General features: G+C 34.2%; 17 protein-coding genes. 1 reads left to right on the top strand and 16 read right to left on the bottom strand.

Annotation, left to right across the window (positions count from 1 at the left end):
• Positions 1-274: 274 nt before the first annotated feature.
• The 6 genes from FNW52_RS13250 to FNW52_RS13225 all read right to left on the bottom strand — a co-directional run bounded on the left by FNW52_RS13250 (position 275) and on the right by FNW52_RS13225 (position 7,241).
• Positions 275-1,666 (bottom strand): UDP-glucose 6-dehydrogenase, encoded by a 1,392-nt coding sequence (locus FNW52_RS13250; RefSeq protein ID WP_143377928.1) that lies wholly within the window; start codon positions 1,664-1,666, stop codon positions 275-277.
• 90 nt (positions 1,667-1,756) lie between these two features.
• Positions 1,757-2,743, bottom strand: a complete 987-nt coding sequence (locus FNW52_RS13245) for an SDR family oxidoreductase (RefSeq protein ID WP_143377927.1) — start codon at positions 2,741-2,743, stop codon at positions 1,757-1,759.
• 32 nt (positions 2,744-2,775) lie between these two features.
• Entirely contained in the window at positions 2,776-5,220 is a 2,445-nt protein-coding gene (locus FNW52_RS13240; RefSeq protein WP_143377926.1) for a polysaccharide biosynthesis tyrosine autokinase, read from the bottom strand.
• A gap of 15 nt (positions 5,221-5,235) precedes the next feature.
• Positions 5,236-6,030: a polysaccharide biosynthesis/export family protein gene (locus tag FNW52_RS13235; protein WP_143377925.1), complete on the bottom strand. Its 795-nt coding sequence runs from the start codon at positions 6,028-6,030 to the stop codon at positions 5,236-5,238.
• 69 nt (positions 6,031-6,099) lie between these two features.
• The gene (gene recR, locus FNW52_RS13230; RefSeq protein ID WP_143377924.1) at positions 6,100-6,720 is read right to left on the bottom strand and encodes a recombination mediator RecR; all 621 of its coding nucleotides are present in this window, start codon (positions 6,718-6,720) and stop codon (positions 6,100-6,102) included.
• A 152-nt stretch (positions 6,721-6,872) separates the two neighbouring features.
• Positions 6,873-7,241: a CoA-binding protein gene (locus tag FNW52_RS13225; RefSeq protein WP_143377923.1), complete on the bottom strand. Its 369-nt coding sequence runs from the start codon at positions 7,239-7,241 to the stop codon at positions 6,873-6,875.
• Between the two features lie 378 nt (positions 7,242-7,619).
• Here FNW52_RS13225 and FNW52_RS13220 point away from each other — a divergent pair, with 378 nt between their 5' ends.
• Positions 7,620-8,249, top strand: coding sequence for a MarC family NAAT transporter (locus tag FNW52_RS13220; protein ID WP_143377922.1), 630 nt, complete (start codon positions 7,620-7,622; stop codon positions 8,247-8,249).
• A 90-nt stretch (positions 8,250-8,339) separates the two neighbouring features.
• Here FNW52_RS13220 and ctlX read toward each other — a convergent pair whose 3' ends face one another.
• The 10 genes from ctlX to FNW52_RS13170 form a co-directional block, all read right to left on the bottom strand.
• Positions 8,340-9,275 (bottom strand): citrulline utilization hydrolase CtlX, encoded by a 936-nt coding sequence (gene ctlX / locus FNW52_RS13215; RefSeq protein ID WP_143377921.1) that lies wholly within the window; start codon positions 9,273-9,275, stop codon positions 8,340-8,342.
• A gap of 173 nt (positions 9,276-9,448) precedes the next feature.
• The gene (locus FNW52_RS13210) at positions 9,449-10,363 is read right to left on the bottom strand and encodes a dimethylarginine dimethylaminohydrolase family protein (protein ID WP_143377920.1); all 915 of its coding nucleotides are present in this window, start codon (positions 10,361-10,363) and stop codon (positions 9,449-9,451) included.
• A gap of 72 nt (positions 10,364-10,435) precedes the next feature.
• The gene (locus FNW52_RS13205) at positions 10,436-11,710 is read right to left on the bottom strand and encodes a citrate synthase (protein ID WP_143377919.1); all 1,275 of its coding nucleotides are present in this window, start codon (positions 11,708-11,710) and stop codon (positions 10,436-10,438) included.
• 155 nt (positions 11,711-11,865) lie between these two features.
• Entirely contained in the window at positions 11,866-13,158 is a 1,293-nt protein-coding gene (gene eno, locus FNW52_RS13200; protein ID WP_116761874.1) for a phosphopyruvate hydratase, read from the bottom strand.
• 620 nt (positions 13,159-13,778) lie between these two features.
• A complete protein-coding gene (locus tag FNW52_RS13195; protein WP_143377918.1) occupies positions 13,779-15,122 on the bottom strand; it encodes a TolC family protein in 1,344 nt (447 codons plus the stop codon).
• Between the two features lie 11 nt (positions 15,123-15,133).
• Positions 15,134-16,273 (bottom strand): FtsX-like permease family protein, encoded by a 1,140-nt coding sequence (locus tag FNW52_RS13190; protein ID WP_143377917.1) that lies wholly within the window; start codon positions 16,271-16,273, stop codon positions 15,134-15,136.
• A 2-nt stretch (positions 16,274-16,275) separates the two neighbouring features.
• On the bottom strand, positions 16,276-17,223 hold the full coding sequence (locus tag FNW52_RS13185; RefSeq protein ID WP_143377916.1) for an HlyD family secretion protein: 948 nt from the start codon (positions 17,221-17,223) through the stop codon (positions 16,276-16,278).
• Positions 17,224-17,236: 13 nt separating this feature from the next.
• Positions 17,237-17,959, bottom strand: coding sequence for an ABC transporter ATP-binding protein (locus FNW52_RS13180; protein ID WP_143377915.1), 723 nt, complete (start codon positions 17,957-17,959; stop codon positions 17,237-17,239).
• Between the two features lie 224 nt (positions 17,960-18,183).
• Positions 18,184-18,597 (bottom strand): DUF2141 domain-containing protein, encoded by a 414-nt coding sequence (locus tag FNW52_RS13175; RefSeq protein ID WP_143377914.1) that lies wholly within the window; start codon positions 18,595-18,597, stop codon positions 18,184-18,186.
• Between the two features lie 44 nt (positions 18,598-18,641).
• Positions 18,642-19,559 carry a DUF6268 family outer membrane beta-barrel protein gene (locus FNW52_RS13170; protein ID WP_255515596.1) on the bottom strand — a complete coding sequence of 306 codons (918 nt, stop codon included), beginning with the start codon at positions 19,557-19,559 and terminating at the stop codon, positions 18,642-18,644.
• Positions 19,560-19,693 lie beyond the last annotated feature (134 nt).

Here is a 19,693-nt window from a genome sequence, read left to right as displayed (position 1 = left end):
CAAATTTTCAGAATAGCACTCAAATAATAAAGTTAATTTCCGTTTTGAATTTAGCTCACAAATGTACAAAAAATAAGAATTCCTTTTATTCAAAAAAAGGCCTTCTATAGGGCAAAAAAAAGATTTTTAAAAACTGTAATTGTAAACAACTAACAGTCATAAAAATCTTTAAAAAAAATCGCAGCCAAAAAGTGAAAAATCACTATTTTTAGTTATACCCAATTAAATAAAAAACGCTTACTTTAAGTCACTTTTTATTATATATTTAAAAATATCACGATCCGATAGCTTGATAAACGAACCCAATTTTCACCAATTCTGTTTTATTGAGTATATTTCTTCCATCAAAAATAAAAGCTGGTTTTTGCATACCATCATATATCTTTTGCCAATCATAATTTACAAATTCGTCCCATTCCGTAAGTACTGCAATGGCATGAGCTTTTTCACAAGACAAATAAGGATCGTCAAAAGTAAATATACTATTTGCATTCTCCTCTTCGGTTCTAGTTTCTAAATAATTCAAGTCCGAAAGAATTTTTTTTCTAGACACTTTAGGATCATACACCGCAATTTTTGCCTGTTCGTTAATCAAATCATTAGCTACATATATCGCAGCCGACTCTCTGGTATCATTGGTATCCTTCTTGAAAGCCCAACCCAAAAATGCAATTTTTTTATCGGCAACGGTATTGTAAAGCGTTTGCACTATATTATTAGAAAAACGACGTTTTTGATGATCGTTCATGATAATCACTTGCTCCCAATAATCGGCTACTTCGTTCAATCCATATGATTTCGCAATATAAACTAAGTTCAAAATATCTTTTTGAAAACAAGAACCACCAAATCCTACCGATGCTTTAAGAAATTTAGATCCAATTCGGCTATCCATTCCTATGGCTTTAGCCACTTCATTGACATCGGCACCTGTTTTTTCGCAAAGCTCAGACATGGCATTTATAGACGATATTCTTTGTGCCAAGAAAGCATTAGCCGTTAATTTAGACAACTCTGATGACCAGACATTAGTAGTTAATATTTTTTCAGGACTAACCCAATTGGAATACACATCAACCAAAGCCTGAATCGCTTTTTGTCCTTCTTCCGACGTATCACCTCCAATCAATATTCGGTCAGGATCTAATAAATCCTGAACAGCGGTACCTTCGGCTAGAAATTCCGGATTAGAGAGAATCTGAAATTGAACCCCATTTCCAGTAGTATCCAGAATACTCTTGATTGCTCCAGCTGTTCGTACTGGCAAAGTAGATTTCTCTACAACAATCTTACTGTTTTTGGCAACTTTGGCAATTTGTCTGGCACACAATTCAATATATTTCAGATCGGCTGCCATTCCTTTTCCTTTTCCATAGGTTTTCGTTGGCGTATTTACCGATATAAAAATAATTTGCGCTTCATCTATTGCCTTATCTACTTCGGTAGAGAAAAACAAGTTTCTCCCTCTTGCTTCGGCTACGATAGCATCTAATCCCGGCTCATAAATCGGAATATTATCAGTATTTTCATCATTCCAAGCTAAAATTCTTTCTGCATTCAAATCTACAACTGTAACTTGAATGTGAGGGCATTTTTGCGCAATAACGGCCATCGTCGGACCTCCAACATATCCTGCTCCGATGCAACAAATTTTTGTAATTTTCATATTCTATATAAAATTTAATCATTTAGGAGTAAAGACGCGATTTATCGCGTCTCTACATTTATCATAGACGCGATAAATCGCGTCTCTACACTATCGGACTAGATTCTCCCAATACCAGCCCACGGCTTCCTTCAATCCTTCTTGCAAAGAAAATTTAGGTTCATATCCCAACATCGTTTTAGCTTTATCAATACTTGCCAACGAATGCGGAATATCTCCCGCTCTGTTGGGCCCATATTCAATAGCTACTTCTGCAATCGCTGGATCGTATTGAGCTAAAAATACTTTCAAATAACCAATCAAATCATTTAAGGTATTCCGATCTCCATAAGCCGTATTATAAACCGTGTTTACCGCTTCTTGGTTTTCAGTAGTCATAGCTAATTCATTCATCTGAATAACGTTATCGATGTACGTAAAATCTCGCGAATAATTACCGTCACCATTGATTCTTGGACTCTCATGTTGCATCAATTGCATCACAAACTTAGGAATAACAGCTGCATAAGCCCCGTTGGGATCTTGTTTTCTACCAAATACATTAAAATAACGCAATCCGATGGTCTCCAATCCGTAGGTTCTACTAAAAATTTCGGCATACAACTCATTTACATATTTTGTAATGGCATAAGGAGAAAGAGGTTTCCCAATCACGTCTTCTACTTTTGGCAATCCCACAGAATCTCCATAAGTTGACGAACTTGCCGCATATACAAATCGCTTTACATCGGCATCTCTAGCTGCTACCAGCATATTCAAAAATCCAGAAACATTGACATCATTTGTGGTAACAGGGTCATTGATCGATCTAGGTACAGAGCCCAATGCCGCTTGATGCAACACATAATCTATTCCTTGTACTGCTTGTTGACATGTTTCTACATTACGTATATCCCCCTCAATCAAACTAAAATTTTCGTTGTTTATGAAATTCTTCAGATTATGACGATGACCCGTAGCAAAATTATCCAAACAAACCACTTTATAATTTTTGGATAAAAAATACTCACATAGATTAGACCCTATAAATCCTGCACCTCCCGTAATTAATATCGCCTGTTTATTACTTTCTATCATTACCAATTAATTTAGAATAATCCATCTGGACATTATTTTCTGAATATTTTTTCAAAAACACTTTTCTTTTTTTCAACCTCATGGTATCCACTTGAATAGTTGCCACTTCCATAACCGTAACCGTAACCATAACCTCCACCATACTTGGCTTTATTTTCAAAACCATTCAAAATGACACTGGTATTGTTAAGCTCTCCTCGATTTAATCTATTATTCAATAGCGTTATCATTTCTTTCTTGGTGAAATTTTGGCGTACAATATATAAAGTAACATCACAATATTGAGCTAATTCTAGAGAATCCGCCACCAAACCTACCGGCGGAGTATCCAAAATAATATAATCGTACTTTGTCTTAAGCTCATCTATCAATTCTTTCATTCCATCACCCATAATCAACTCTGATGGATTTGGAGGTACAGGACCTGATAGTATAACATCCAGAAAAGGAATTGAAGTAGTATTAACAATCTCGTCCAAACTTTTTTGTCTAATTAAATAATTTACAACTCCTAGTGCATTATTCAAATTAAACTCTTCAAACAACTTTGGTTTTCTTAAATCCAATCCAACAATGACTGTCTTTTTTTCACTTAAAGCAAATACAGTAGCTATGTTTATCGAACAAAATGTTTTTCCTTCTCCACTCACCGAGGATGTTATCATTAATGTTTTTGCCCCAGCAACATTACTCTTTTTATATAAAAATTGCAGCGAAGATCGAATAGCCCTAAAAGACTCTGACAATGCCGATTTTGGTTTTTCAAAAACAGCCAAATTAGTATTGTCGGTATTCATTCCGATTATCCCAATTAATGGAATACTGGTTAATTTACTAATGTCTTCAGGATTATGAATGGTATTGTTGATAAAGAAAATAATAACAATAACCAACAAAGGAAGAAGCAATCCAAGAAACAGAGCTAATACATAATTTACACCCGTTTTAGGACCAATAAGTCCTCCTCCAATATCTTTTGCAGGATCAATAAAATGAATATCTGATAAATTGGCTGCTTTTACAATATCGGCCTCACTTCTTTTTTGAAGAAACGTACTGTAAATATTATCATTTAGATCGTATTTCCTTTTGATTTTTATCAATTCTTGTTGATCATCGGGAAGACGCTTAATCTTGCTTTCTGTTTGATTAATTTTACTCTCTACTGTTGCCAAGTCATATTGCAGAGCCGCTTTTGCAGTAGTTATATTTTCTAATAAAACATTCTTAACCGCTTCCATTTGATTATCAAAATCCCTAAAGATTTTTTCACTTTTTACAGCATAAGCCATTTCCGATCTTTGGGTAGAAAGTGCTATTAATTTAGACACATTGACAACAATATTGGGATCCTCAATTCCAGCTACTGAAGGCGCAGGTAATTTTGAATAATCTACACTGTTTCTTAAATAGGCTTTTAAAGAATTGTAGTAGCTTATTTTTCTATTTACAGCATCTTTCTCTATATCAAAATCAAGAATTTTATCCGAGAATTTGACTCCTCCTCCTTCTTCAATATCATAAATATTTTTGTCTTTCCTAAACGATTTTAGTTCATTACCCGTTTCTTTTAGCTGAGACTCCATAGCAACAAGTGTGCTATCAATAAAATTAATGGTATTTGTTGCAAATTGATTTTTACTATCCAATTGCCTTTTGATCAACATCTTTACAGTCGAATTAAGATATTCAACCATTCGGGCTTTATTCGTCCCTTGTATTCCCAAAGTGATTATAGAACCTCCTTTGTCGTCTGATTTAACATCTACATTTCTATAACTAGAAACAGTGCCGTCAAAATCATTAAATCGAACAAAATATTCATTTCCTTTATACAAACCGGGATTGTCTTTAATTTGCAACTTCCAATTCAAAAAAGGCAAAGAAACCAGCTCTCCCACTTTATATTTTTTTACAAATTCCCCCTCAACAACGGCAGTATTGCTATAACTATTATCAGAATAATGAATCAATGACGCAGAAGTTCCCTCAAAAGGGATTCTTATTTCGTATTCATTTTCACTTATAAATTTAATTCCGACAACATTCCCAGCTACTTGCCCTTGCTTTTTATCGATATCCACATAAAACGGAACGGCTCCGTAAGCATCTACAAGATTGTATTCACCTTGCACCAAATAATCAATATAAAATTGTAATTTATCTACCACCAACTCATTATGAGAGCGAGATTGTAAGGTGGTCGAAATGGTCTGGATTTGATCTGAAGCGCCACCCCAATTAAACACCAGATTTGTATTTGAAGTAAAAAGTGGATTGGTTTCTTCTTTTACTGAAATTAAGGTTTCGATTTCATAAATCTTTTCTTTACGTATATTTATCTGATACGCAATCATTAATGTTATAAGTATGGATACTAAAAACCATTTCCAATAACTTAATATCTTTATTAAAAATCCCTTAAAATCAAAACTAGTGTGATTTTCAAAAACGGTAAAATCATTAATATCTAACATCTTTTGAAATTGATTTTAATTTTTTAGCAATAAATAAGTAGTGGTTACTATAGACAATAGCGTAATAAGAGTTGTTAAAGATTGTATTCCTGTGCTACCCGTTCCCCATGTTTTTTGCCTAAGCGGTTTCACATAAATATAATCATTGGGCTGCAAAAAGTAATACGGAGAATTCATCACATTGATGTTTGTTAAATCCAAATCTTTCATCTCGGTTCCATTCGGTGTTTGTCTAATAATGGTTACCGCTTTTCTATCTCCTGTGGTGGATATATCTCCAGCATTTGCAATAGCTTCCATCACATTCACTTTTTCCTGAAACAATGTTTTGGTACCTGTACTTCCAACTTCCCCATTAATGGTATATCGAAATCCAGCCAATTTAACTACCACAAAAATATTGGCATTTTCTTTGAAATAGTTTGCCAACAATTGCTTTTCTATGCTAATACGTACTTCCTCAAGAGTAAACCCCATTACATTCATCTCCCCCAAAACTGGAATTCGAATGTTCCCATGATCATCAACCGTAAAACCATCAAAATACAAACTAGACTCTGTTTGCCCTGACGTTCCATCAGGAGCATTACTAGGATTAAAAATAGCCACTAGTTTAGAATCTACCGCTTTAATGGTGATACTCAAAACATCATGCGTTTGCAAACGATAAGGTTTAGATTCTACCATAACAATTGTGTTTTCACTTAAAGGATCCCCTTTTTTCTGAAGATAAACCAAATCCTTTACTGGAATACAAGACGTAAACAACATACTTATAAGTAAGAATATATAGGTAAAATACTTATTCATTTGCAATAGTTTAATAACAAATATAGTTTTAAAATTACTATTTAAAAAGCATTACGCTTAATAAACAATTTAATTGGATTTCAACGATTTCTCAAAAGGAACTCTATGCAATATACTTCTACCTAGAGTCACTTCATCCGCGTATTCTAATTCATCTCCAACTGCTATTCCCCTGGCAATTGTTGAAACAATAATAGATAAACTCGCAATTTGTTTGTAGATATAAAAATTGGTCGTATCCCCTTCCATTGTTGAGCTTAGCGCAAATATTACCTCACTAACCTGACCCAACTTGGCTTTCTCTACCAATGAATTAATGTTAAGCTGACTAGGCCCTACCCCATCAATCGGTGAAATTTTACCTCCCAAAACATGATAAATCCCCCTAAATTGCCCTGTGTTCTCGATTGCCATTACATCTCGAATATCTTCGACTACACAAATAATTTGGTGGTTTCTTTTTTCATTGGCACAAATTTCACAAACTTCACTGTCGGATATATTATGGCAACTGTTACAATATTTGATTTCCTCACGCATAGTGACTAATGCCTGGGCCAAAAAAGAAGCCTGATCTTTGGGTTGTTTTAAAATATGCAAAACCAATCGCAAAGCAGTTCTTTTACCAATTCCTGGCAATTGAGACATTTCGTTAACTGCTTTTTCTATTAATTTTGAAGAAAATTCCAAAGGCTAAAGGATTTAAGATTTTTGATTTTTGATTAACGATTGCAGATTTCTGATTTGGTGTTGGTAAATATCTAAGATTGTCGATTTTACGGAGACTACTACATCTTAATTCAAAAATCATTAATCAAAAATCAGCAATTATTTCCTCTTAATCAATACTTATTTAAGGTCAATAAAGTCAGCGTACATGCCTCTTCAACCTTTATGTTATTTAATTGCAACAATTGATAAAACTCTGGATTTTCTGTCCCAGGATTAAAGATCACACGTTTGGGTTTTGCTTCTACAATATAATTATAATAATCTCTTTGGCGTGCTGAATTTATATAAAGACTTACCGTATCGATGTTTTTAATTGGAATTGCCTTGGTCTTAATTTTCACTCCTGCTACTTCCCCCATATTTTGTCCTAAAGCAAGAACAGAATGTCCTTTATCTACCAACATTTCAATAGCTTTAAAAGCTGCTTTTTCAGGTTTTGTTGTCGCTCCAAGAACTAAGGTTTTTTTATTTTTTGTCATTTTATATCAATATATGATGCAAAAGTAATCAAAAAGGATCAAGCACTTGCTATATATTAGCTGATACTAGGTCATTCTCTTTTAAAATAGCAATGTATCGTGCTTAAAAAATACCACCCCTTTCGGGGTTTTGGGACGATGGAATTACTTATTTCTATAATCATATCACCCTTTCAGGGTTTCTAGTGGGCATCTAATATTGCATTTAACCCGTAACAATCAAAATGTCAATTATTCTATAATCTTTCACTCTTTCAGGTTTCTATAACTCATCTAAACCCAGAAAGGGTGAAATGATTATAGAAAACAAAAAACCTAACAATAGTTTAAAATCATTAATTCAAAAATGTGTATTTTTACAGTAAAAACAAAAACTGCATGGATTTATTTATCTACTTATTTGCCGCATTATTCTCCGTATTAAACCCTATTGGAACAGTACCAATATTTGTTGGTTTGACACATGGCGATTCTAAACAAGAATGCTCAAGAATCTCGTTATGGACTGCTATAAATGTATTTGCCATCCTAATTATTTCCTTTTTTGCTGGACAATATGTTTTAAGTTTTTTTGGCATTAGTATTGATTCTTTACGAATTGCCGGAGGTTTAATCATTGTGAGTTCTGGGTTTTCCTTACTTTCGGGGAAATTCAATAAAAAAAGAGGAATCAATAAAAAGACTGAAACTGATGCTCAAAAAAGAAATGACATCGCATTAACCCCTTTGGCAATTCCGATGTTGGCCGGTCCTGGTTCTATTTCTTTGCTGATTGCCTTTTACCAAGAACACAATTCTACAAATGAACTCATCATAGCATCATTGGCCATATTTGCCATTGCCGCAGTTATCTTTATAATCCTTAGAAGCGCTCATTATCTCGCAAAAATCCTTGGTGCTTCTGGAATAGTGGCTATTTCTAGAATAGTTGGTTTTATTGTTATCGCTATAGGAATTCAATACATCATCAGTGCGATTACCAATATAATTAAAGCGAACATAGCGTAACTCAAAAATATTCAACGAAAAAAATCCAAATTCCAATTAATCGCTATAATTGGAATTTGGATTTTTTGCCTTTTGCCTTTTGTCCTGTCTTTATTCTCTAGGCAAGAAAATTTCGGCCATCATACATCGGGCACTTCCACCACCACAAGCTTCAATGGTATCCAAACTTGAACTCAATATCGTTACATGTTCTTCGATTTGTGCAATTTGCTTTTTAGTCAAACTTTGATAAGCCGAGTCACTCATGACTAAATACCTTCTATCATCTGCTCCTTTTAGTTCTAGCATGTTACCCGCAAAATTATTCACTTGTTCTTCTGTAATCAGAATCACTTGCTTATCATCTCCTTTTAAGCTGTCAAGGACCATTTTTCGTTCTTTTTTATCATCAATACAATCAGCACAAATAACGGCAAAAGTCTCGCCTAAGCACATCATTACATTGGTATGATAAATCAATTTTCGTTCTTTATTGACCGTTTGAAAAGCTTCAAAAATTACGGGAGTAAATTCAAAATCTTCACAAAATTCAATAAACAACTCTTCATCGGCTCTAGGAGAAAGGGCACAATATGCTTTTCCATTTTCTCTATCCAAAACCAAACTTCCTGTTCCTTCCAAGAAAAAACCATCTTCTTCTGCCGAGGTATAATCCATAATATTATCAATTACAAATCCCTTCTCCTCTAGCGTATCCAAAATATCTTCACGACGTTCTAGACGACGATTCTCTGCAAACATCGGATATAATGCCACATCTCCATTCCCATGTAAAGAAATCCAGTTGTTCGGAAAAATACTGTCTGGCGTATCTGAATTTTCCTTATCATCGACTACAGTCACATCAACCCCAACCGCACGAAGCTTTTCTACAAAAACATCAAATTCCTGTTGTGCTTTTGCATTTACTGTTGCAGGCAAAAGACCGTCTAAAACTTTTTGATAATAATTATTGACCGCTGTTTGCTCATTCATTCGGAACGCAACTGGTCGAATCATCAATATGGAGTTTGTTGTTTGTTTCATATTTTTATTTAGTTTAAAAGATTCATTTTATAAAGTTAAGAAATTTTAGATTGAGGATTAACGATTTTTGATTTCAGATGTCATAGACCTCGTAAAATCGACAATCTAATATTTATCAACACCAAATCTGAAATCAAAAATCGTTAATCAAAAATCAACAATCATTTTATCATTTATCCTCTTATTAATGGCAAAGTTGAACAACGCAACAAACCCTCTTGTTTGGCAATCTCCGCGTAAGGGATTTCTTCAACAATAAAGCCATTGGTTCGCAACCAATTATTTAATCTCGTAAAGTTTTTTTCAGAAACCACCACATTCAAATCTATAGAAAATACATTCGAATTCATATTATACATTTCGTCTCTTGTAATATGAAACAAATTTTCTTTCCCAAATAAATTCACTAGAAACATATAGTCCGCTTCTTCTCTGAATCCACTTTTATAAATAATCCCTTTATCTTTACCCACTGGCTGAAAACAACAATCCAGATGCAATGCATTATCACGTGCTTCGATTTTTGATTTAACCAAATCAAATTCTTTCACAATTTTATTAGGAAACAGTTCTTTTATATACTGCACTCCTTGCCAATTGGTTCTGGCCGTTATATAATCTTTGTAATCACTTCCTTTATAAGTGCCAATAAAAACATAATCATTCCAGAGCATCACATCACCTCCTTCTATATGCACTTCTTCGGGTGGGCGAACAACTTTTGAGGGATTCATTCTATCAATTACATATTGAATAGCCTCTAATTCGCGTTCTCTATCTGGCAAAATATTAGACTTAATAAAGATATCATCTATTACAAAACCTATATCTCTTGCAAAAATCTGATTGTAATTTTCTATCGTTTCAGGACGCAAAACGGTTACTCCATATTTTTTTAATACGGAATTGAAGGCTTCCATTTCGACGACCATATCAACTTCTAGCGGATAGGTATTAGCTAAAATATGCTCTAATGATTTAGGATCATAGGCTTCTTCTACTTTTGGTGTTGGTCCGTTATTAATGGCCGAACCTAACACTACAATCCTTAATCTTGAAGTTTCATTTTTTATATTTAATTCTAGCATTTTTGTCAACTTTTGTCAAAGATAAAAAAAAAGCTTCACCAAATGGTGAAGCTTTATTAATCTAAAAAAGTTTTATGACTTAGGATAATCTCTCAAAGGATGACCTGTATATACTTGTCTTGGTCTTCCTATTGGCTCTTTATTCTCTCTCATTTCTTTCCATTGCGCTATCCAACCTGGTAATCTACCTATTGCAAACAATACGGTAAACATATCTGTTGGAATCCCCAAAGCTCTGTAAATAATTCCAGAATAAAAATCTACATTTGGATATAAGTTTCTTGATTTGAAATATTCATCTTCTAAAGCAGACATTTCTAATTTCTTTGCAATTTCAAGAATTGGATCATTTACTCCCAAAGTCGAAAGTACTTCGTCTGCTGCTTTTTTGATAATTTTAGCTCTTGGATCAAAGTTTTTATATACTCTATGACCAAAACCCATTAATCTAAAAGGATCATTTTTATCTTTGGCTTTTGCCAAATACTTATCTGCATCACCTCCAGTAGCGTGAATTTCCTCTAACATCTCAAGAACTGCTTGGTTAGCACCTCCGTGTAATGGCCCCCATAAGGCAGAAACACCAGCCGATATGGAAGCAAAAAGCCCCGCATGCGATGAACCTACCATTCTAACAGTAGATGTAGAACAGTTTTGTTCATGATCGGCATGAAGGATAAATAATTTATCTAAGGCATCTATAACAATAGGATTTGCTGTATAAGGGCCTGTAGGCAACTTAAACATCAAATTCATAAAGTTCTCTACATAACCAATTGTATTGTCGTAATAATTTAAAGGATATCCCATACTTTTTCTATAGGTCCAAGTCGCTATTACTAAAAATTTTCCAATCGTTTTACATACTGTCTCATACATTTCTTTTTCATTCTCAACATTAACCGATTTTGGATTAAACGCAGTCAATGCACTTGTCAAAGCAGACAATACCCCCATTGGATGAGCAGTTTTAGGAAAACCATCAATGATGTTTTTCATCTCTTCATTTACCAATGTAAATCTTCTAATATCATTTTCAAATTGAACCAATCGTTCTGCAGAAGGCAATTCTCCAAAAATTATCAAATAGGACACTTCTAAAAAATGAGATTTCTCCGCTAATTCTTCAATTGAATATCCTCTGTATCTTAAAATACCTAGCTCACCATCCAAAAAAGTGATTTCACTTTTACAAGCACCAGAATTTTTATAACCTGGGTCAAGGGTAATTACTCCAGATACATCTCTTAATTTACTAATATCTATGGCTACTTCGTTTTCACTTCCTTGAATAACAGGGAATTCAAATTTTTTACCGTCAATTTCTAATGTGGCTATTTTTGACATAATATGTTTTTGGAATATACTTTTAAATTATAATTTTCAAATCTAAGGAATTCCATATCAATTTAAAAATTAAAACGGCAATGAATTTGTTAAATATTCAATAAAAAAGCCATTCACTTGAGATGAATGGCTTCTTAAAATTTATTCAATTCTAATTATTTTATTTTGAAAGCATTTTTACCTGGAAAATAGGCAGAACTTCCCAACTCTTCTTCTATTCTCAACAATTGATTGTATTTTGCCATACGATCCGATCTAGAAGCTGAACCAGTCTTAATTTGACCACAGTTCAAGGCTACTGCCAAGTCTGCAATCGTATTATCTTCTGTTTCACCAGAACGATGAGACATTACCGAAGTATATCCAGCGTTTTTCGCCATGTTTACTGCTGCAATAGTTTCTGTCAAAGTACCAATTTGATTTACTTTAATAAGGATTGAATTGGCGATTCCTTTTTGAATACCAGTAGACAAACGCTCTACATTAGTAACAAACAAATCATCTCCAACTAACTGAACTTTATCTCCAATTTTTTCTGTCAATAATTTCCATCCATCCCAGTCATTTTCGTCCATTCCATCTTCGATAGAAATAATTGGATATTTAGCCACTAATTCAGCTAAATAATCAACTTGCTCAGCAGAAGTTCTCACTTTCCCTGTTTCTCCTTCAAATTTAGAATAATCGTATTTTCCGTTTACATAAAATTCTGCCGAAGCACAATCTAAAGCAATCATAATTTCATCACCAAAGGTATATCCAGCAGTTTCTACCGCTAATTTGATAGTATCTAAAGCATCTTCAGTCCCACCAGCTAAATTAGGTGCAAAACCACCTTCATCACCTACAGCAGTACTTAAACCTCTATCGTGTAATACTTTTTTCAAACTGTGAAAGATCTCAGTTCCCATTTGCATTGAATGAGAAAATGAAGTCGCTTTTACAGGGAAAATCATAAATTCTTGAAAAGCAATCGGAGCATCAGAATGCGACCCACCATTGATGATATTCATCATAGGAACCGGCAAAGTATTCGCCGAAACACCACCCACGTATCTGTACAAAGGAAGACCTAACTCATTTGCAGCCGCTTTTGCAACAGCAAGAGAAACACCAAGAATAGCATTTGCTCCTAAATTTGATTTATTTGGTGTACCATCTAAATCAATCATCATTTGGTCGATCAAATTTTGTTCGAAAATTGATGTCCCAATTAATTCTTCAGCAATTTTGAAATTAACATTTTCAACTGCTTTCAAAACTCCTTTACCTAAAAATGCTTTACCACCATCACGTAATTCAACTGCTTCATGTTCTCCAGTAGAAGCTCCAGAAGGAACTGCTGCTCTACCTAAAATTCCATTATCCGTAATTACATCAACCTCAATAGTAGGATTTCCTCTTGAATCAAAAATTTGTCTTGCGTGAATTTTTATAATAATGCTCATTATTTTAAACTTTTATAGTTGTTATTAATTTTGAAATACAAATATATTATATCTAAACAAATGATTTTACAAAATTAAATGAATCTTATTAACGATAACGTTGTAAATTAGATTAAAATCTGTTTTAAATACAATATACATGTAAGTAATAGTACCTAAAAATGTTTTTTTGATATAAATTTCACAGATTGCCTTGAATTTGTTCAATAGAATAATTAAAAAATCAGTGATACTATAATTAAATCTACATCATCCACACCAATATCGTTAAGTAAAAGGATTTAAGAATGAAGATTAACAATTCTTGATTTTCAATTATTTGAATTCGGATTTGGATGCACGACAAATTGCCTCTTTTAAAAAAGCACAATCTATTTAATTCGGGAACGATTGCTTTTATGGTAAATTAACCCATCGAATCTGCGTAAATCTGCCAAATCTGCGTGAAAAATTTTTAGCACGCAGATTTGGCAGATTTATGCAGATTTTTTAAAAATTGATCAAGAAATGTAATTTGTCGTGCACCTTTCAGATTTCTACATCAAAAACAATTCATAAAAACTCCTTAACTTGATTACACCAACATCTGTGCGGCATTTTCAATTGATACCTTTTCAACATTACAAAACTAATTTTCCCGCCGCCTTTTTCCAATCAAGCCATGACACTATCAATTCCTTTTGAAGTTGATTATACACTAGTTCTAAATTTTGCAATTGAATCTCTTTATCATTTAGCTCATTAAACGATATTTGGTCAAACTTATACCTTTCTTGATAAACCATTACAATCTCGGAAGTGAGCCTACTATTTTCACGCACTGTTTTTAATTGCTGCAAGACATTATTATAAGCAGCAATGGCATTCAAGGCATTGTATTTGTTTTTATTAACATCCTCAACAATTTGGTTGTTATTTTGCTCTTGCTGAAATTTTAATTGATCTATTCTTTTTGCCGTATTCTCTCCAAAAAGAACTGGCAGCTTTAATGATACGCCAATGTAACTATTGCCATACCAGCTATCTTGCTGAAAAGGATTCATGTTTTCTGTAAACTGATCCGCTCCTAAATAACCATTGACATTAATTATTGGACAATATTTTGCCCTTTCCAATTTCTTTTTATTCTCTAAAACTTCATTTTGTGTTTTCAGAATTTCAATTTGTGGTAACGCCTGAATTAGATTCTCATCAAAATCAGTAATACTTTCATTCATGCTATATTTTTCTAATACCATTGAAGAAGCAAGAATAGATTCATTTCCTGTAACATATAAAAGGTATTGTTTTAAAACCAATTCATTATTTGCTGCATTAAGGTATTTTTGGATAGCGTTATTGTGCGTTACTTTGGCGTCGTTTACATCAACTTTTAAAACCCTTTTATTACTATATTTTTGGTTTATGGTTTTCAAACTTAATGCCGTCCGAGTCGTATCGCCAACAGCTTCTTTTACTTGCTCCTGTGCCACCAATATATTAAAATACACCTTTGAGACTTCATAAGTAAGCTCTAATCTTGCCTCTTTTTCGTTTAAGTTTGCTAATTTCTCTTGCAACTTAGATTCAGTAATTAATTTCGAAATGGAGATGTCCAACAAAGGCTGTTGCAGCAAAACACCCGCATTTTGAGAATAATTAGCCCCTAGTTTTATCGGAATCAGACCCTCCGAAGGCACTCCAGAATTAAATGCGTCAGCAGGCAAAACGCTTGTGGCAATAATTGCATTATACTGATAATTGTAATTCAACGATACCCTAGGTAAATATTTTGCATTTAACTCTTTTGTCTTTAACTGATTGATTTTAGACTCTGTTTCCAACGAAGCCAATAACTTTCTGTTCTTTTGCGCCTCTTCAATTGCTTTATTTAATGACCATACTGGACTTTGCGCATTCATTTTTGAAAGACACAACAGTATAAGACACACTATAAAACACATACTCATTGAATTATTTTTCATTTAACATTTTTTTAGCCCCTAAATACGGAAGCAGGTTCTACATTTTTGATTCTTCTAATAGCAAACACGGCTCCAAAAAGCGAAATAGAAAAAGTGACGATTAGAATCGAGAAGAGTATTATTGGGCTAAAATCTATCACTATTCCCGTTTGATACATTCCGTTTTTAAAACCCATTAAAAAAACAAGAGCCACCATAAATCCAACAAAAGCAAACAAAGTGGCTTGAGTAAGTATCAAATTTCTAATGTATGAATCTGTAGCGCCTATTGCTTTTAAAGTCCCGTAATCCTTAATCCTGTCAAGTGCTGACGAATACATGGTTAAACCAATAATAAAAAAACCTGCTATGATGGCAAACCCCACCAAAGATCCTGTGCTGGCGCCTAAACCTGTTGAAGCCAAAACACTTTTTATAGTAGATGAACTTAAAGATGATGTACGCCAAGCTCTTACTCCATAAATAGTATTATTGATTTGATCAACAACACGATCTACATCTTCCCCATCTTTTACATTTACCATCAGAGCACTTATATTCGTCGAAGGGATATCCCCATAATACCTTGCTCTATCTACCGTGGTGTACATTAAATAACCGCCCCAACCTCTTATTCCTTTGGTCTGAAGGGTAATAACCGCTCTTTTTCCGTTAATCTCAAAATAGGTTCCAACATTTGACGAACCTCCAAAATTGCTTCGATCAAAGTAATCCGCAGACACACCCGCCTCTTGCAACAAATCCGGAAGTTTTCCCTGTATTATTTTAGAACTATCAGGCCCCGCTTTAAAATACGGATATTCGCTTCCTATAATGTTTACCACAGCACTGGTTCCCCCGGAAAATTTGGCTTTACCGTTTGTCACAACAATAGGAAATGCTTCTTTAACGCCTGCCAAACTCTTAATTTCTTTTTCTTTTCTCGTGTCCATCAAGCTAAGTTGATTGGCATCTGTCGTTTTATTATCAACGACCCAAATATCTGTTGTTGTATTTTTTACCAACACACTCATTAATCCTGTCAAAAAATTGAATGTCCCTATTTGCTGACCAATGAGAAAAGTACTTATTACAATTCCGACAACCACTCCTATGCTTTTTGTTTTATCGAAACGGATAAACTTCCAAGCGGTTTTAATAATAGACTTCATACTTAGTTAGTTGCTGTTTGAATAACGCATTCAATTCGAGAATTAATTAAGTACTTCGTTTGGTTCGCCAATAGGATTTTTATTTCCCGAACTCTTCTGTCTTCTTGATCGCCTGCCTTTTCAGAAAAAAGCGATTTGCGTTTGAGTGCCGAAGAGGCAAAAACTACGACACCCGAACCGATAGTTTTACTAGAACCAATTTGACGAATAATGGCTTTTTGCCCTTTTTTAATTTTGTCTGCAAACAACTCATCAATTTCACAAGTAACAACCAATTTGCTTTTCGGAATAAAATCTGCAAATGCTTGATTTGGGGACAATGCAGCCCCTTTCGTAGCATTCATTGTCATAATTTGCCCATCGTTTAATGCTTTTACCAAATACTGTTGCAATTCCTTATTTGATACTTCCAACTCTTGTTTAATTTCTTGGAGCCGAGAATTCGCAGTCATAACCCGACCTTGCAATTGCTCCACATTCGCCTGAAGAATCTTCGTCTCTGTTTCAAGATTATCAACATTCTGTCTTGTTTCTGCTCCTTTTTCGTTCAAGTTTTTCAACCGCTGCAACTCAATTTGTTTGTTAGCCACATTTATTTTCTGCTCCTTTAAGTTTAATTGCGCAATTTTTATTTCTATTTTTTGCGTTTCAATTCTACTCTTAATCTGGGCTTTTTTGGCATCTTGAACAGCATGATCCAATTCAATAATTAGATCGCCTTTGGCAATTATGTCATTTTCCTTCTTATGGATATTTACGACAACACCTCCTACTTCGGTTGCCAATGCCGATACTTTCTCATCGGGTTCTATCCGTCCGAGTCCCACAATATCAGATGTTAAAACTTCTTTGAGGATTTCAGCCTGATGCGATTTTTTTTCTTCTTTCTTACTACAACCACAAAAAATTAAGGCTGCTAGAAAAACTAGATAAACTAAGTTATTTTTCATTCTTTTTATTTGATTAATAATTCTCGATAAATGTTACACTTTCATTCTCAGTTGCGACTCCATTATCTACATAAATAATTCTGTCTGCAAACTGTCTAAGTCGCATATCATGCGTAACCACAATTACACTCTTACCATTTTGGGCAAGTGCTTTTAATTCGTCCATTACCAAACCAACACTCTTAACATCTAATGCCGCCGTTGGTTCGTCACAAAGCATAATTGGCGGATTGGTTACCAATGCTCGTGCAATAGAAACCCTTTGCTGCTGACCACCACTCAGCATTTTAGGCAAGTTTTTCATTCTATCCTTCATGCCCACTAATTCTAATGCTTGTTCCGCTTTTTTCTTTGCTTCAGCATCGCTTAAATTCATAAGTTGCAACGGCATCATTACGTTTTCTAAAGAATTGAGTGGTGCCAAAAGATTAAAACTCTGAAACACGAATCCTATTTTATTCAACCTCAAAGTCGATAATTGTTTAGCCGAAAGCGTGTTTACTTGTTGACCATCTATAAAAACATCTCCTTTTGTTGGGTAAATAACACAACCTAATAGCGACAACAATGTGGTTTTCCCCGAACCCGAAGGACCTATAATTAATGTAAGCTCCCCCGTTTTAAACTGAACAGTTGTCGGTTTTAATGCTGTAATCAATGTGTCTCCAGTTTGATACTCCTTGCAAGCACCTCTTATTTCTGCAATAACTCTATTTTTCGAAGTTGCCTCTTCCATAATTTAATATCAAGATTTAAGTTTATGTTTTCTTCCGATGATTCTCAGTTTTAGTCGCAGTTTTCAGTCGCAGTCACAGTTTTCAGTCCAAAAAAAGGTGTTGGTAATTAAAATTGAGTCACTTTTTTTTAAATAGCATTATAAACTCGCCAATGTTCAAAATTCTCAACTAACTCTCAAAACTGAGACCAAAACTGAGACTGAGACTGAAAACTGAATAATTCCTAATAAAGATCTATTGTAATTTTTGAATCATTTTTTAAAACATAAATAGAGCAATCACGAAATGTAGGCGCACCGCCGTCTGGCTTAAAATTAGTGCTGTTTCCTACGGGCTCTTTAGGAATCCCCAACCAGCTGCTTTTTAGATCACCGTTATTATCCAAATCTTGAAAAACGGTAATGGCATAAGTCCCTCTTGGCAAGTCAACTTGAAATTTCAGGATTTCTTGATTTGCCTTTTGAACCTTAGTGAAGTAGGCAGTTTTAAGAAAATTTTCTTTTTTGTCGTAAACATTCAGCACGACAGTCCCCTTCCCTTTTTGAACATTGGTCACATCAACATTCATTTTTAGCTGTTGCGCATTAACAAAATACGACACCCCAAATACTAGAACACTTAGAATTGATTTTTTCATTTTCTCTTTTTTTAATTTATTGTTATTGAATTCGTTTTTTGATATTATTTTCCAAAACGGTAGGTTAGCATCATTTTCACATAAGGCATTTCTTTTGCCTTGTACTTACTAATGGTGTCATTCTTAGAACTAAACAACGTGTAACTGTTTGCAAATCCCACACCTCCTTGCAACTGAAGCCAAAAGCTATCAAAAAGACGTTGACTAATTTGCAAGCCACCATGAATAGCCGAGAACTGGGCATAATCAATCTCTGCGCCTTCATTATTCTTGTAGTTTTGTAAATTATGAAGTGTCCAGTCTATCGATCCCGCCACCCCAACCTGCGTGCTATTGCCGAGTTTTCGAAAAGCATTCACTCTTGGCCAGTATAGCTGAGCAAACCATTTACCGTCATTACTCTTATAATCTACAGATATAGCAGGCGTTATCAAAAACTTACCAAAAGCATACATAACATGAGGACCAATCCCGATTTCAAGATTCGATTTTCCTCCAAACTTTTTTGAAACTCCAAAAATGCCATCGAATACCATATCATTCATCGAAAACGAGTTTTTGAAATCAGAAGCAACCGTAGGTATGAGAATTCCAAAAGTGGCCCATCTTTTTCCAAAAGGACGCCGTACAACAATGGTAGGTTTGATCTCTTGTATTTTTGTGATGTAATTCGGACTAACCACTATCTCCGTATCGAATGTAAAGTCCAATATGCGATAGTTGACTGTCCCAAGAATACGGGTTCTTCCAATTTTAAAAGAGGGTATTGGCAACCAATAATCGTAGGTGGTATATTTGAATTCATTTCCAAAATACGGATTTTCGGAAGACAAATACTTAAAGCTACTTTTTCCGTTTACAGTAACGCCAACCCCAGCGCCATCTGTTATTAATTGAGCATAAAATTTATTTGGAAGACCAATAAACAAGGCTAACAAAACCAATGATAGTACTTTTTTCAAAATAACATTTATTAAATTTAAACACACGAGCTGTATCAGCCCTCTAAGATTTTCTTAAGACAAAGGTGCGGTTAAAACAATAATTGCTGTTAGGATATAGTTTGCCGTTACTCGGACAAATCGTGCGTAGTAAA

It is taken from the genome of Flavobacterium sp. ZT3R18, from assembly GCF_007097385.1.
Taxonomy (GTDB): domain Bacteria; phylum Bacteroidota; class Bacteroidia; order Flavobacteriales; family Flavobacteriaceae; genus Flavobacterium.
The sequence above is the reverse complement of the archived record's forward strand: the minus strand, read 5'-3'. Positions and strand labels throughout refer to the sequence as shown.

Bases quoted from the DNA above. Each gene is read 5' to 3' on its own strand.
- FNW52_RS13250 (WP_143377928.1), bottom strand. From the start codon at position 1,666: ATGAAAATTACAAAAATTTGTTGCATCGGAGCAGGATATGTTGGAGGT.
- FNW52_RS13245 (WP_143377927.1), bottom strand. From the start codon at position 2,743: ATGATAGAAAGTAATAAACAGGCGATATTAATTACGGGAGGTGCAGGA.
- FNW52_RS13240 (WP_143377926.1), bottom strand. From the start codon at position 5,220: ATGTTAGATATTAATGATTTTACCGTTTTTGAAAATCACACTAGTTTT.
- FNW52_RS13235 (WP_143377925.1), bottom strand. From the start codon at position 6,030: ATGAATAAGTATTTTACCTATATATTCTTACTTATAAGTATGTTGTTT.
- FNW52_RS13225 (WP_143377923.1), bottom strand. From the start codon at position 7,241: ATGACAAAAAATAAAAAAACCTTAGTTCTTGGAGCGACAACAAAACCT.
- FNW52_RS13220 (WP_143377922.1), top strand. From the start codon at position 7,620: ATGGATTTATTTATCTACTTATTTGCCGCATTATTCTCCGTATTAAAC.
- ctlX (WP_143377921.1), bottom strand. From the start codon at position 9,275: ATGAAACAAACAACAAACTCCATATTGATGATTCGACCAGTTGCGTTC.
- FNW52_RS13210 (WP_143377920.1), bottom strand. From the start codon at position 10,363: ATGCTAGAATTAAATATAAAAAATGAAACTTCAAGATTAAGGATTGTA.
- FNW52_RS13205 (WP_143377919.1), bottom strand. From the start codon at position 11,710: ATGTCAAAAATAGCCACATTAGAAATTGACGGTAAAAAATTTGAATTC.
- eno (WP_116761874.1), bottom strand. From the start codon at position 13,158: ATGAGCATTATTATAAAAATTCACGCAAGACAAATTTTTGATTCAAGA.
- FNW52_RS13195 (WP_143377918.1), bottom strand. From the start codon at position 15,122: ATGAAAAATAATTCAATGAGTATGTGTTTTATAGTGTGTCTTATACTG.
- FNW52_RS13190 (WP_143377917.1), bottom strand. From the start codon at position 16,273: ATGAAGTCTATTATTAAAACCGCTTGGAAGTTTATCCGTTTCGATAAA.
- FNW52_RS13185 (WP_143377916.1), bottom strand. From the start codon at position 17,223: ATGAAAAATAACTTAGTTTATCTAGTTTTTCTAGCAGCCTTAATTTTT.
- FNW52_RS13180 (WP_143377915.1), bottom strand. From the start codon at position 17,959: ATGGAAGAGGCAACTTCGAAAAATAGAGTTATTGCAGAAATAAGAGGT.
- FNW52_RS13175 (WP_143377914.1), bottom strand. From the start codon at position 18,597: ATGAAAAAATCAATTCTAAGTGTTCTAGTATTTGGGGTGTCGTATTTT.